Source organism: Lysinibacillus sp. FSL M8-0355, from assembly GCF_038008985.1.
GTDB lineage: Bacteria > Bacillota > Bacilli > Bacillales_A > Planococcaceae > Lysinibacillus > Lysinibacillus fusiformis_D.
The window spans coordinates 2498615-2512509 of record NZ_JBBPAI010000001.1; the positions used below are offsets into that span (position 1 = coordinate 2498615).

General features: G+C 36.6%; 11 protein-coding genes. 5 read left to right on the forward strand and 6 right to left on the reverse strand.

The features are described from left to right. Window positions 1-123: 123 nt before the first annotated feature. From hemL to MKY46_RS12270, 3 genes are all read right to left on the reverse strand, one after another. Window positions 124-1416 (reverse strand): glutamate-1-semialdehyde 2,1-aminomutase, encoded by a 1293-nt coding sequence (gene hemL, locus MKY46_RS12260; protein WP_340835668.1) that lies wholly within the window; start codon window positions 1414-1416, stop codon window positions 124-126. A gap of 182 nt (window positions 1417-1598) precedes the next feature. Continuing rightward, window positions 1599-2141, reverse strand: coding sequence for a pyridoxamine 5'-phosphate oxidase family protein (locus MKY46_RS12265; protein ID WP_340834359.1), 543 nt, complete (start codon window positions 2139-2141; stop codon window positions 1599-1601). A 395-nt stretch (window positions 2142-2536) separates the two neighbouring features. Next, window positions 2537-5650 (reverse strand): MMPL family transporter, encoded by a 3114-nt coding sequence (locus MKY46_RS12270; RefSeq protein ID WP_340834361.1) that lies wholly within the window; start codon window positions 5648-5650, stop codon window positions 2537-2539. A gap of 227 nt (window positions 5651-5877) precedes the next feature. Between MKY46_RS12270 and MKY46_RS12275 the strand changes: the two genes are divergently transcribed. Next, window positions 5878-6459, forward strand: a complete 582-nt coding sequence (locus MKY46_RS12275; RefSeq protein WP_036126188.1) for a TetR/AcrR family transcriptional regulator — start codon at window positions 5878-5880, stop codon at window positions 6457-6459. Window positions 6460-6837: 378 nt separating this feature from the next. Here MKY46_RS12275 and MKY46_RS12280 read toward each other — a convergent pair whose 3' ends face one another. From MKY46_RS12280 to MKY46_RS12290, 3 genes are all read right to left on the reverse strand, one after another. Further along, window positions 6838-7836 (reverse strand): NADP-dependent oxidoreductase, encoded by a 999-nt coding sequence (locus MKY46_RS12280; protein WP_340834362.1) that lies wholly within the window; start codon window positions 7834-7836, stop codon window positions 6838-6840. Between the two features lie 31 nt (window positions 7837-7867). Then, window positions 7868-8212, reverse strand: a complete 345-nt coding sequence (locus MKY46_RS12285) for an ArsR/SmtB family transcription factor (RefSeq protein ID WP_036126183.1) — start codon at window positions 8210-8212, stop codon at window positions 7868-7870. Window positions 8213-8385: 173 nt separating this feature from the next. Then, window positions 8386-8982 (reverse strand): SCO family protein, encoded by a 597-nt coding sequence (locus tag MKY46_RS12290; protein ID WP_036126181.1) that lies wholly within the window; start codon window positions 8980-8982, stop codon window positions 8386-8388. 584 nt (window positions 8983-9566) lie between these two features. Here MKY46_RS12290 and MKY46_RS12295 point away from each other — a divergent pair. The 4 genes from MKY46_RS12295 to MKY46_RS12310 all read left to right on the forward strand — a co-directional run bounded on the left by MKY46_RS12295 (window position 9567) and on the right by MKY46_RS12310 (window position 13829). After that, a complete protein-coding gene (locus MKY46_RS12295; RefSeq protein ID WP_058843543.1) occupies window positions 9567-9902 on the forward strand; it encodes a DUF485 domain-containing protein in 336 nt (111 codons plus the stop codon). Further along, window positions 9903-11456 (forward strand): solute symporter family protein, encoded by a 1554-nt coding sequence (locus tag MKY46_RS12300; RefSeq protein ID WP_101966697.1) that lies wholly within the window; start codon window positions 9903-9905, stop codon window positions 11454-11456. A gap of 481 nt (window positions 11457-11937) precedes the next feature. Beyond that, a complete protein-coding gene (locus MKY46_RS12305; protein ID WP_036125957.1) occupies window positions 11938-12276 on the forward strand; it encodes a DUF485 domain-containing protein in 339 nt (112 codons plus the stop codon). A gap of 8 nt (window positions 12277-12284) precedes the next feature. After that, a complete protein-coding gene (locus tag MKY46_RS12310) occupies window positions 12285-13829 on the forward strand; it encodes a solute symporter family protein (RefSeq protein ID WP_058843561.1) in 1545 nt (514 codons plus the stop codon). Window positions 13830-13895: the final 66 nt, after the last annotated feature.

Below are 13895 nucleotides of genomic sequence, written 5' to 3' on the forward strand. Positions count from 1 at the left end.
TCCAATTAGAATAAAGATTGTTAAATTAAGTGAAAATTAATAGTTTCGTACAGTCAATCATTATTATACTATCAAATCGATAATTTTATAGGAATAGGATGGTTTTAGTATACTTTGCTTCATCTAAACAAATGCTATTATTCTTTTAAATGCTACTTCTGCAGCATGAATCGTTCTATCAATATCATGTATGGAATGGGCAGTCGATATAAATATGCTTTCATATTGAGACGGAGGTAAAAGTATACCCTGTTTAAGCACTTCCCTATAAAAACGACAAAACATCTCGGAATCTATTTTTTGAGCATCATCAAAATCTTGTAAAGGATGATCGATGAATGCGTATCCAATCATTGTCCCAGCTTTTGTTGTTTTAAGGGGAATATTATAGTTATGAGCTACTTTGGATAAGCCTTGAATAAGCCTATTAGATAACTTTTCTATATACTCGTAACTGTCAAGATTTAATTTATTTATTGTCGTATACCCCGCTACCATCGCTATTGGATTACCTGATAAGGTTCCAGCCTGATAAATATTCCCTTCAGGAGCGATTTGATTCATAATCTCTTTTCTTCCACCATATGCGCCAACAGGCATCCCCCCACCAATGATCTTACCTAAACAAGTTAAGTCTGGTTTTATGTTATAAAGCCCCTGAGCAGAATGATAATCTATCCGAAAGCCAGTCATGACCTCATCAAGTATAAATAGCCCACCATATTTTGTAGTGAAAGAGCGTATCGCTTGAAGAAATTCAGGATTAGCTGGTATTCCTCCCATATTGCCTGCAAATGGTTCTACTATAACGGCTGCAATTTGTGAGCCATATTTATCAAATATTTTCTTCAAGACTTCGATATTGTTATAGGGAATGGATATTGTATTTTTAGTTATCTCTAAAGGTACACCTAGACTATCAGGAAGACCTAATGTAGCAATTCCTGAACCTGCCTTTACTAATAGATGATCACTGTGTCCATGATAGTTTCCATCAAATTTCACAATCATGTTTTTGCCAGTAAAGCCTCTAGCTAGTCTAATGGCGCTCATTGTCGCTTCTGTACCTGAGTTAACCATTCGAATCTTCTCTATGGAAGGAATACGAGTAGTTATTAATTCAGCTAGCTTATTTTCTTGTAAAGTTGGCAATCCAAAACTTGTCCCACTATGAATGGCTTCAAGAAGTGCACCTAAAACCTCCTTATCTGCATGTCCATGAATTAATGGTCCCCAGGAAAGAACATAATCTATATAGCTATTGCCATCAATATCATAGATTTTCGAGCCTTTCCCATGGCTAATAAAAATGGGCTCCATCCCAACTGATTGAAATGCTCTTACTGGGCTGTTTACGCCACCAGGCATAAGCTTTTTTGCTATTTCAAAGGCTTCTATTGATTTCATCGTATTTATTTTAAAAACCGCCTTTCTTATTGAACGATCTTAGCATAACGTATTACGGATTGATAAAAAACATCCAAAAATGCGAATTTTAACAGTCCATAAAGTAGGTACACTAAAAAACCACTAACCCTAGATGACTAGGGTTAGTGGTGCTTACAGTGATTTGATTTACCAAATTCTGAAAACCAGTACTATGTATGTGGGATTTTTTCAATATTGAACATTTCCCCTAGTGCAATTGGATTTTCTTTCGCGGTAATATGTTGCGGAACAATTCGGTAAACTTGAACCGGCCCTCCGAAAACGGCTGATCGATATTTGTCCACATGTTGCTGGGATAAGGGACGATTATAGTAACCAGGTACATATTTATTTATCATTTCTTGCAACATATGTGTCGCTTCATTTAGATCGACGATAGGTTGAGCCTTACCAAAAACCATGACACTCATATAAGCGGTGTCCGTTTTAGCGGGTACTGGATTAGTAATCGTTCCATATTCTTCGCAAACTGTAAAGCAGACCTCTGGATTCTCTTCCATCACTTGATTTCGTCTCCCGCCAGTGGCTCCATGGAAATAAAGCACCCCATTTGTCCACACAAAATTAAGTGGGATAACATATGGCAAATGACCGTCAACCATACCTAGATGCCCAATGCGAGCTTGCTGCAAAAATATATCTATTTTGTTCTTGTCCAACACTTCTCTTACTTTGTAACGTACCTTAACCATGGTTATCACTCCTACTTGTAGTATGATGTGATTTTATCAGCCTTTGGATTGAATAAAAACGTCCATAATTATAGCAATCAAGCAATCCATTTTTAGAGGAGCGTTAAATTTTAAAAATTATGATTAACTATTAGCTGGTATAGTTCAAAGTTTTATTATGTGAAAAAAGAAATGAGAGAGAAATAATGCTCAGTGCCATTGTTTCATATTAGTCATATTTAGTTACAGAAAAATTCTTTATTCAAAAAAGTGAAATGGAGTTTGCTCTCTATTTCACTTTTGTATCATTTAATTAACTAAATAGGTCTCCACTTCCCTTCCCCGTCAGCACCAGAAAAAAGCTGTCTGAAATGGCAGCTTTTTTTCTGGTGTAACTATGGTTTTTTATAAGTTATCTATTGCTTCCTTTCCTTTCTTCCAATATTGCGAATTCGCCCCACCCCGCTTAACAAAGCAGGAATTAGAATTGGCAACATGACAAAAGTAAGTAGAACAAGCCCTAGAATAACCGTTATGGCTATTTCAATAAGCGTTATGACACCTGAAGGCATTAATGCCGCAAATGTACCTCCAAGAATGATCGCTGCTGATATCACCACACCTCCAATATGACGTGTGGCATCGATAATAGTTTTTGTCGAATTCCCCTCCAGCTCTCTATAACGCATCATCAAGAAGATACTGTAGTCTACTCCTAATGCAACAATCATGATGAAACTAAAGAATGGTACATTCCACGCTAGTTCACTCATATTGAGAAATTTAGCGCTTATAATGCTACTCATACCTATGGCAGTATAGTACGTTATGATTAAAGAGGCTAAAATAAAAATTGGTTTTAGGAAAGAACGAGTAATAATGATCAGAATGATACCAATGCCTATTAGCATGATGGCTGCTGTTCGAGTGAAATCCCCACTCGCAATTTCTTCAAGATCCACATTTTGCGATGTTCTTCCACCGATTGCTACCTTCGCATCACGAAACTCACTACTTTTAATGATCGCTTGTAGCTCTTGCTCAATTTGGTCAACAATTATCATGGCTTCCTTTGAATAAGGATTCACATCTAAAATGATGCCCATCTGAGTTATTTTCCGATTATCGGACATATACATGTTCAATGATTTTTGGAACTCATCACTCACTAAAACATCCTTTGGCATATATAACTTTTCAGAAGCCTCTGATTCACTAAGACCTGTTAAATAGTCTTGCACATCTGTTAAACCTGTGCTGACGTCTTGTAAACCTTTTGTGCTTGCTGATAATCCTGATTGTAAGGTTGCCATTTTATCAGCTAAATCCGTTAGTGCTGTTTGCAGTTGCTTTTGTCCCTCGTTAATCGTCATTAATCCTGATTCAAGGGAGGGTACTTGGCTTGCGATTTGGTTAGACCCCTTTGCTGCAGATTGCAAACCATGCGTTAAGCTAGAAGATGCTTCATATAGTTGATTCACACCTGCTTGTAATTGGGAGAAGCTACTGTTCACTTTGGCAAGTGAAGCATTTACTTCCCTAAATGATGTCATGGCCCCTTCGAATTGAGCTGTCACTGTGTGTAATTTCTCTGATAATTGCTCTAATTGCTGCCTTTCAGTTGATGCAATGCTAAGCGTCGTTTGCACATTCATATCATTAGCTAACTCTGGTTTTGACTGTACGAGTGCATGCATTGCACTTTCAATTTGTCTATATCCTTTTTCTGCACTTTCAATCCCTTGCCCAATGCTAGTGAAATTCGTACTAAATGAGGACAAACCTTTTTCAAGTTCCGTATAACCATTTAATAATTGTGACATCGAAATGGATAAAGTGTTCGTATTTTCTTTTACAGAAGCTAAACCATTTTCTAGTTCTTGGACGCCATTTGCTCCTGCACTTACGCCGTTTGTTAATTGATCAATAGCAGTCCCTAAACTCGAAACACCTTTTGTCATTTCATCTGTTCCTTGAATTAATGCCTGAACATTTTGAGCAGCATTTGTATCTGTTTGTTGGAATTGTTGCTCAGCTGAAGACAAACCATTACTAATCCTACCTACACCTTCATTCGCATCACCTAAGCCACTCTTTATTTGTTTAGATTGCTCCGTGATGTATAGGTCATCCATTTTTTCTCCAATTGGTCGTGTAGCTGTTAATACTTTAGATACACCGTCAATCTGCGAAATCTTTTCAGCTATTTCATCTAATGCTTGTAATGATCTTGCATTATCCAGTGCTTCATTTGACTGTAAGGCAAGTGTAGTAGGTGATGAAAAACCTGCTGGGAAATGCGCTTCAATCACATTAATCCCTTGCTTTGAAGCATAACGATCATCGATTTCCAACAAATCATTATAGCTTAGAGAATGACTAGAATTCATGATAAAAGGAACGCACAAAATCGCTGTAAAGACTAGTGCAACGAAAGGTCTTAAAACAGATAGCCTCGCTAAAAATCCCCATATTTTACTGTCATTATGACCAGTAAAAATTTTCGCTGGCCAGAACATCTTTTTCCCCAGTAAAGCCATAAAAAAAGGATTTAAGGTCAATAAAACCAATAAGAGTACAGCTACGCCAATTGCTACAGCTGAACTTGCTCGGTATAACCCGAATTCCGCCAAATAAAGAGCCATAAATCCAATAAACACCGCAAGCGCACTATACAGAACCGTTTTTCCAGCTGTTTTATATGTGCTGCGCACTGCTTTCCAACGATCTTCCTGCTTCACCAGTTCTTCCTTAAATCGAGTGAAGAGTAAGATATTATAATCTGTGCCGATACCGAATAAAATAACAACTAAAAATACTTGAGTAAAATTCGAAAATGGGTAATTAAACTGATCTACTAAGTGTGCAATGATTCCTAGTGACACTACGTAAGCTACTCCAACCGATAAAAGAGAGACGAATGGCACTATTGGTGATCGGAAAACAAGAATGAGCACAGCGATAATAAAGATAATCGCTATTATTTCTGTTTTCTTAATCCCCTCTTGTGTGGATTGAACGAAATCTTCCATTACCAGACTGTTTCCTGTTAGATAGGTATCTACATTTTTACTATCTATAATTTTAGTAAGCTCCTTCGTTATCTCAGAAATTTCTCTATTATTCTGCTCAACAGAAAGCTGAGCTAGAATGGTAGTTCCATCTTCAGAAATGAGCTGTTTTTTCGTTTGCTCATTATCTAAATGAGTCATAATCTCCTTCATACCAAGCTGAGTTTGTTCTTTTTTTAATTCTTTAATGATTTTTCCTACTTCTTCTTTTTGTTCCTTTGTTAATGCTTGATCATTCCCACTATTGAAGACAGCAATAATTTGATACCTTTCCCCACTGTCATTATCCATTTGATTAAGCAGATCTTCTGCAATGTTGCTTTGAGCACTTTCGGGAATAGTAATTTGCCCTTTTTCTCTAACCAATTGATCTAAATTAGGCATCGTCACGACTATAAGGACTGTCATGACTATCCATAAAACGAACGATGCTACTCGCCAATTCATGATTTTTTTCATCATCATTTCTCTCACTTTCACTTTACTAAATTAATAATTATCTAGAGAATGCTAGCCTCTAGATAAACGATTATAAAATCATACAAGTGTATACTTTTATTCGTAAATCAAGTATACTTAGCCTCAGAAAACGGGACAATGTTCAATTTTCGTCTATATGTACAACTTTGAACATTGACATATCAATGTGTTCAACTTTAGAAAAATATTTTAGGAGTGCAAAAAAAATGAGTGGGAAAGCAGAATACAAAAGCGCAATTCGCTCAAGAAAAATGATTAGGCACGCATTTGTAGAATTAGTGCTGGAGAAGGATTTAGAAAAGATCACCGTAAAAAATATTGTTGAACGAGCTGAAGTAAGTAGAGGAACATTCTATGCTCATTACTCGGATATTTTGGCGGTTATTGAGGAAATTGAAAATGAACTAATGGGCAAAATGGTAGAGTTTCTGAATGATTTTAAAGCGGTCGAAATCATTCAAAATCCGATGCCTTTCTTTTTAAAAATGGTGGACTTTTTACAACAAGATATTGAATTTTACCGAAAGTTAATCTTTGTACAGGGGGCCTCTTGCTTTGTCGTGAAATTAAAAGACATTCTGATCGAGAAAATCATTAGTTTTCAAGAAACTATTCATCCCAGTCAAGAACGTCAAGAATTTGTATTACGTGTCCATTTCTTAGTAGGTGGGCTAATGTCGATGTATCAAGATTGGTTAGCAGGAAAATTCGATTGTTCATTAGAAGAACTCACAAAGTCCATCAGTCGAATGATGATACAAGGGCTACAATCTTATACGTTCAAATAAAGTGCTATTTACTGCAAAAAAGAAGCTGCAATCACAGCTTCTTTCATATTTACCTCTATACATCAGCTAGCTTTTGGCCATAAGCACTTGCATAAATTGCTTAATGAATTTGAGCTTGTAAGAGGAAAATCTATTTATGCCAAAATATTCAATGTAAATTCAGCGAAAAAACAACGAAGGAATCATCAAGATCGAAATATCATTTTCTAGCATAGGCATTTTTGGAAGCATGTGCCAACACCATTATATTTCCTTCACCATGTTCATATTAAGCGTGGTCACTCCGAAAACTAGTTAAATTGGCCATTAAATAAGAAGGAAACACCCCTCTATACATTTAATAATTTAGATCAATAGCAACCAAGATAGCTTAGATGACTACTTGATTTTCACAATTATCTTCCCCTTTGCCCTCCCAGACTCAGCATATTCCATCGCTTTTTGAGCTTCTTCAAATGTAAAAGTTCGATCAATGACGGGTTTGATTTTACCAGATTCAATATAGTCCGCAATTATACGTAATTGATCACCGCTTGGCTTCATAAATAAAAAGGAATATTGCGCATGATGCTTCTTTTCAAGTGCAGTCAGTTTATAACTTGCTGCTGAAAATAATAAGGTTTTGAAAAATCCTGAACCATTTTCTTTAGCAAAACGGGCATTTGGCATACCAGAAACAGAAACAATTTTCCCTCCATTTTTGATGATCTCGAAAGATTTTTCAAGCGTCTCACCCCCAAGTGTATCAAAGACGGCATCATAATTTCCCAATATCTCTTCAAACTTCTCTGTCTTGTAATTGATCACTTCGTCTGCACCAAGAGATGTGACTAAGTTTGCACCAGCTTCACTAGCAGTTGTTGCTACTGTAGCACCCATTACTTTAGCCAGTTGAATAGCAAAAGTACCTACACCACCAGACCCTGCATGAATTAAAATCTTTTGTCCTTTTTGTAAGTGCATGATGTCATGTAATGCTTGATATGAAGTCAACCCAACGAGAGGGATGGATGCAGCTTCCTCAAAGCTCAAGTTTTTAGGTTTTAGGGCTATATCATCTTCATGTATTGCGATAAATTCGGCAAAAGTACCGATTTTACTTTTACGTGGACGTGCATATATTTCATCGCCCACTTTAAAACGAGTTACTTTTGTGCCAACCTTTACCACAACTCCCGAAAAATCATTTCCAAGGATTAGAGGCATTTTATATTGTATTAACAACTTCACTTTTCCATCGCGTATTTTAAAATCAATAGGATTAATACTAGCGGCATGAATTTCTGCAAGTATCTCATATTCACCAATTTCAGGTGTAGGTATTTCTGCTAACTGCATCGGGGCTTTGCCATATTGATTGATAACCATTGCTTTCATCGTTTATTCCTCCAAATAACTTATCGTATTCTCAATAAAATTCCTTTAATAGCGTCTCAATATCCGTAACAAGTGTTTTTAGTAAACCTAATTTTGTGCGTATATCTATATAATAAAAGTTTTTTGTCCCTTCTTTACGCATTAAAATAACACCGGCATCACGTAAAATTTTAAGGTGATGTGACACAGCAGGTCTAGACAGATGGGTTTGTTCTGTGATTTCGCCTACACGTAATCCTGTTTGACAATCCGTAGCCATTAACACAAGTAAAATAGATTGACGTGTTTCATCACCAATGGCCAATAGTACCTTTTGACAGTTGATAAAATTTTCTTTAATGGTGTGTAGTTGGTCCTGTTTAGTCATGTAAATAATCCCTCCTTTAATTAGTTGAATAGTTTAAGTTATTGAACCATCCTATGGATACAACCATAAAGTACAATGCTATTCTGTGCAATATTGAGAAAGAAAATCGAGACGAATCCAATCTTTGGAGGTGAATTCTTTCTCGACAACAAAAAAACACAGAAGTCACATGGACCTCTGTGTTATTTGCTTTCCTTAATGAGTGCCTTCATATCTCCAACAATAGTTTCAACTGGTACGTTTGTCGCGCCATCATAGTCTTTTACAACTGTGCCGTCTGCGTTCACTAAATAATAGCTCGACATATGTATGACTTGGTCTGAGTTTGGATCATTTTTGACTAATGAATTGAATGATTTACGTGCAAATTGTTCGATAAATTTTTGTTGATAGCCCGTTAATAGCTGCCATTTGCTTTCATCGACAACATTATACGTATTTAAATAGTTCGTTAATACCTCAGGCTTATCCACCTCTGGATCTACACTAAATGCGACAATTTGATAATCCTCAAGGCCTTCATCCTGTAGTGCTTGCTGGACCTCTGTCATATTAAATGTCATTGGCGGACAGATCGTCGTACAGTTTGTAAAAATAAACATTGCTAGCCAAGGCTTACCTTTTAAATCATCTAGGCTCACTTGTTCATTTTTTTGATTCATTACATTGAAATCTTGGACCTCAATGTTTACAGATGGCTCAAATTTGTAGCTTCCGCAAGCAGCTAAAATGCTGCTGAATGCTAGAACTAAAACGAGCAGTATACTTTTCTTTTTCATTTGCGGTACCACTTCCCTTCATTTCATCATCTTATTTTATTCATTCTAGAAGCCAAATACAAGATAATGGACTTACACCCAGATTGCTATTTGTATAACATGTGAACATTAACTGATTCTGGTATTTCATTACACTACATCTTCCAAATGACACATCCTTTTCAAAATTTTTTTGAAAGCTTTTTTTTATTATTTTCGTTATTTCCCAAGAGAAAGAACGGTTGTTATATAACAAACTATTTCTACCTTTTACACTTCTCTGGGTTTTAATAGAAGAATAATAAAATACAGAAAATTCTCTTTTGTGAATATATTTTCTCCTACATTCAACTTTATCAGCAACAAACTATTTCAATAATATTATTTCACTCGAAATTCTCGTTCTCTTTAATACCATTTTATTCTATTAAACACTTAATATTTCTATGTTATTTCTACGCAACTAAACTGACTAAAAATTATAAAAACTCAAAATTTAGTATTGCATTATAAGAATATCCCCCATAAAATAAGTGAATATAACGACGAAAGAAAAAGAAATATGTCGTTTAAAACAGAAATATATAACTTTAGGGGGAATAATAATGGCGAATGTTTCTAGTGAAAAACAGGCTCAATCAATTGATTATCATGCAATTGAGGCAATGGAATCGTTTAATACCTTTGTGAAAAAGAAAAATACCTTTCTTTTCTCGATTACAGCAGTGTTTCTAATTCTTTATATTTTGCTTCCGATCCTTGCCTTCCAACCTGTACTACAACAAAAATTATTCGGAAATATTACGGGTGTATGGGTATATTCTGCAGGGTTATTTATCATGACCATTGTGCTCTGTACAGTATATGTAAAAAAAGCTGCTTCATTCGATAAAGCTGCGGCTGCTGTGCTAGCCGAGTATCATGCGAAAGGTGGTAACTAAATGAATATTGTATCTGTAGGTTTCTTTTTAGCCATTGTTGGATTAACACTTGTCGTTACCTATATTGCAGCAAAACGCACTTCCTCGGCTGCTGATTTTTACACAGCCGGTGGTGGATTAAAGGGGTGGCAAAACGGCTTTGCGATTGCTGGTGACTATTTATCAGCAGCTGCCTTTCTTGGGGTGTCTGGTGCGATTGCCTTAACTGGTTTTGATGGTTTCTTCTTCTCTGTTGGCTATGTTGTAGCAAATTTAGTGCTTCTTTATGTCATTGCTGAGCCTATGCGTAATTTGGGGCGTTACACATTAGCAGATATGTTAACGGCTCGTTTTAATGAAAAACGAATTCGTGGCGTGGCTGCATCAGGCACGATTATTATTGTAATTCTTTATATGATTGCACAGCTTGTAGGTGCTGGTGCATTAATTAAACTACTATTTGGAATTGAATATTGGATTGCTGTGTTAATTGTCGGCGTTATGATGACAACGTATGTATTGTTCGGCGGCATGACAGCAACTTCATGGGTACAAATTATTAAAGCAAGCTTGTTATTATTTGGGACAGGTCTATTAGCGGTATTAGTGTTAATGAAATTTGATTTCTCTCTTATGAAAATGTTTGACACAATTGCAATGGATCATGGGGAAGAATTCCTTGTGCCTGGGATTAAATACACAAGCACAATCGACTCCGTTTCGATGATGATGGCTTTAGTTTTAGGAACATCAGGTTTACCACATATTTTAATGCGTTTCTTTACTGTAAAAGATGCCAAGACAGCACGTTCTTCTATTTCTTGGACAACTTGGATTACAGCTATTTTCTTTTCATTAACGATCTTCTTAGGGTTCGGTGCGCTAAACTTTGTTGGATTAGATCAAATTCTTGCTGAAAGTAAGGCTGGTAATACGGCTGCCCCACTTCTAGCGCATTATTTAGGCGGAGATGTCTTGATGGCATTTATTGGCGCCGTAGCCTTCGCGACGATTTTAGCTGTTGTGTCAGGCTTAGTGTTAACGGGGGCTTCTGCTATTTCTCATGATATTTATGGAGAAATCATAAAAGGAGGGAAATTAACTGAAAAGCAACAGGTTGTAGCTGCACGTACAGGCTCTATTTCGATTGCGATTGTGTCTATTATTCTTGCATTGTTTGCCCAAAGCTTAAATGTTTCGTTCCTAGTATCCTTTGCCTTTTGTATCGGTGCCTCAGCCAACCTACCTGTGATCCTTTATACAATCTATTGGAAGAAATTTAATTCCACAGGAGCTGTAACAGCTATGGTAACGGGTTTAGTGTCCTGTTTAATTTTAGGCGCAATGGGACCGAATGTCTGGAGCCCCGTTGAAGGTGCAGCCATCTTTGTTGGTCAACCGCTTGTACCACTTGCTGTTCCTGCGATTATTACGATTCCATTAGGCTTTATTGCTGGGTACCTTGGTACAGTTTTGACAGCTAGCAAAGTACCACAGGAAGAAGCTGAACGTATTTATCAAGAAATTCGTGTGAAAGCGAATACAGGCGTATCTGTTTCTGATATTTCTCATTAATATTTATTCACCTCTTGCATAATGAATCCCAATTCAAAAAATGCAAAAAAATAGGCAAAAAATTCGATTTTTCATCGAGTTTTTCGCCTTTTTTGTTATTCAATATCTACTAATTTATTTATTGAACAATACTATTTCTCTTCCAAAAAACAGAAAAAATCCAATTCCCACTAGGTAAATGGTGTTTAATTTTAATTGAAAAAACAAGATTTTCTTGTAAATTTACCCTTCTATTTTTGTCAAGAATCTAGATTTCCCTTTGCTTTATTTATTTATCTGAATTTTCTAAAACCCCCTATATTCTTGAGTTTGTGCCATTTTTTCTCTCTCGGGACTATTTTCTGAAAAATTTTTTTTGCATAATTTTTCTGAAATGTATTGCAATTTTGTGAACTGTTTCATAAAATGAAAATGTGAATTCACTAAACTAGCAAAATCAAGTCTTGAGGTAGAAAAAATATACACAAAATGGGGAATGTTAATGGCGAACAATCAGGCAAAAAAAGGTATCGTGATTGACTATGATGCAATTGCAAACCAAGAATCATTTAAATCTCTTGTACGCAGAAAAAATTCTTTTCTTTGGTCTATAACTGTCATATTTTTATTGGCATACATGTTGTTACCAATTCTGACATCGTACACGACAATTCTACATCAAAAGGCATTTGGGGAAATTACTTGGGTGTGGATCTATGCAGCGGGGCTATTCATCATGACATGGGGGTTATGTCATTTATATGTAGCTAAGGCAAACAACTTTGATAGAGAAGCAAAAGCGATTATCGCTGAATACGAAAACGGAGGTGGCCGCCGATGAGTAACGGAATGAGTTTTACAGCCATATTCTTCTTCGTAGCCATAGTTGGTTTAACATTAGTTATTACATGGTGGGCATCTAAACGTACATCTTCCGCAAGTGATTTCTACACGGCAGGTGGTGGCTTAACAGGTTGGCAAAATGGACTAGCTATCGCTGGAGACTATTTATCAGCAGCCTCTTTCCTAGGTATCGCTGGTGCAGTCGCATTATTTGGATTTGATGGATTCTTCTTCTCTATTGGTTATTTAGTAGCTTACTTAGTGGTGTTATACATCGTTGCTGAGCCATTACGTAACCTTGGGAAATTTACATTAGCTGACATGATTACAGCTCGCTTCAATAATGCAAAAGTTCGTGGAACAGCTGCTTTAAGCACGATTACAATTGTTTTATTCTACATGATTGCACAACTAGTTGGTGCAGGAGCACTTATTCAATTACTTTTAGGAATCGACTACTGGATTGCCGTGTTAATCGTAGGTTTCATGATGACAACATACGTATTATTCGGTGGTATGACAGCGACATCTTGGGTGCAAATCATCAAAGCTTGTCTGTTAATGCTTGGTACAGTGATTATTTCGTTCTTAGTATTAAAAGAGTTCGGCTTCAGTATCTCGACAATGTTTACAGAAATGACAACAGCTACTGATAGTGGTGCTGCTTATTTAAATCCAGGTCTAAAATACACAAATGGACTTGATACAATCTCTATGTTAATTGCCTTAGTATTGGGTACTGCGGGTCTTCCACATATTTTAATGCGTTTCTTTACAGTAAAAGACGCAAAAACAGCTCGTTCATCGGTTATTTGGGCTACTTGGATCGTAGGTATTTTCTACGTTCTAACAATTTTCTTAGGTTTCGGTGCAGCAGCATTTGTTGGGAAAGAAGATATTATCGCTGCAAACGCTGCTGGTAACATGGCTGCCCCACTGCTTGCAGAAGCACTTGGTGGAGACATCCTATTCTCATTCGTTTGTGCGGTAGCCTTCGCAACAATCCTAGCGGTAGTAGCAGGCCTTGTACTTTCAGGTGCATCTGCCCTATCTCATGATATTTATGGACAAATTATCAAAAAGGGTAAAATTACAGAAAAAGAGCAAGTTCTTGCAGCTCGCATTGGTTCCATTACAATCGCTGTTATTTCTATCCTATTAGCACTTGGCGCACAAACATTAAACGTTGCATTCTTAGTATCTCTAGCATTCTGTATTGCGGGATCTGCTAACCTTCCAGTTATTATCTATACAATTTATTGGAAACGCTTTAATACAGCTGGTGCTGTAACGGCGATGTTAACAGGTTTAATTTCTGCATTAGTGTTAGTTGCTATTTCACCAAACGTATGGAATCCAGTTGAAGGTAAGGCGATTTTCGTTGGTGAACCATTAATCATGTTAACGAACCCAGCCTTAATCTCTGTACCACTTGGTTTCCTTGGTGGTTTCATCGGTACATTACTTTCTAAAGAAACGGATGACGCGAAGTATCGTGAAGTTGACGTTAAAGCAAACACAGGTATTTCTGTACAGGACGTATCTCACTAATCACTCAACACCCTCGTAAGCATCTCGCTTACGAGGTTTTACTTTTTCTTCCCTATTCGCTACTAT

Coding starts and splice junctions, on each gene's coding strand:
- MKY46_RS12265 (WP_340834359.1), bottom strand. CDS start 2,141: ATGGTTAAGGTACGTTACAAAGTAAGAGAAGTGTTGGACAAGAACAAA.
- MKY46_RS12270 (WP_340834361.1), bottom strand. CDS start 5,650: ATGAAAAAAATCATGAATTGGCGAGTAGCATCGTTCGTTTTATGGATA.
- MKY46_RS12275 (WP_036126188.1), top strand. CDS start 5,878: ATGAGTGGGAAAGCAGAATACAAAAGCGCAATTCGCTCAAGAAAAATG.
- MKY46_RS12280 (WP_340834362.1), bottom strand. CDS start 7,836: ATGAAAGCAATGGTTATCAATCAATATGGCAAAGCCCCGATGCAGTTA.
- MKY46_RS12290 (WP_036126181.1), bottom strand. CDS start 8,982: ATGAAAAAGAAAAGTATACTGCTCGTTTTAGTTCTAGCATTCAGCAGC.
- MKY46_RS12295 (WP_058843543.1), top strand. CDS start 9,567: ATGGCGAATGTTTCTAGTGAAAAACAGGCTCAATCAATTGATTATCAT.
- MKY46_RS12300 (WP_101966697.1), top strand. CDS start 9,903: ATGAATATTGTATCTGTAGGTTTCTTTTTAGCCATTGTTGGATTAACA.
- MKY46_RS12305 (WP_036125957.1), top strand. CDS start 11,938: ATGGCGAACAATCAGGCAAAAAAAGGTATCGTGATTGACTATGATGCA.
- MKY46_RS12310 (WP_058843561.1), top strand. CDS start 12,285: ATGAGTTTTACAGCCATATTCTTCTTCGTAGCCATAGTTGGTTTAACA.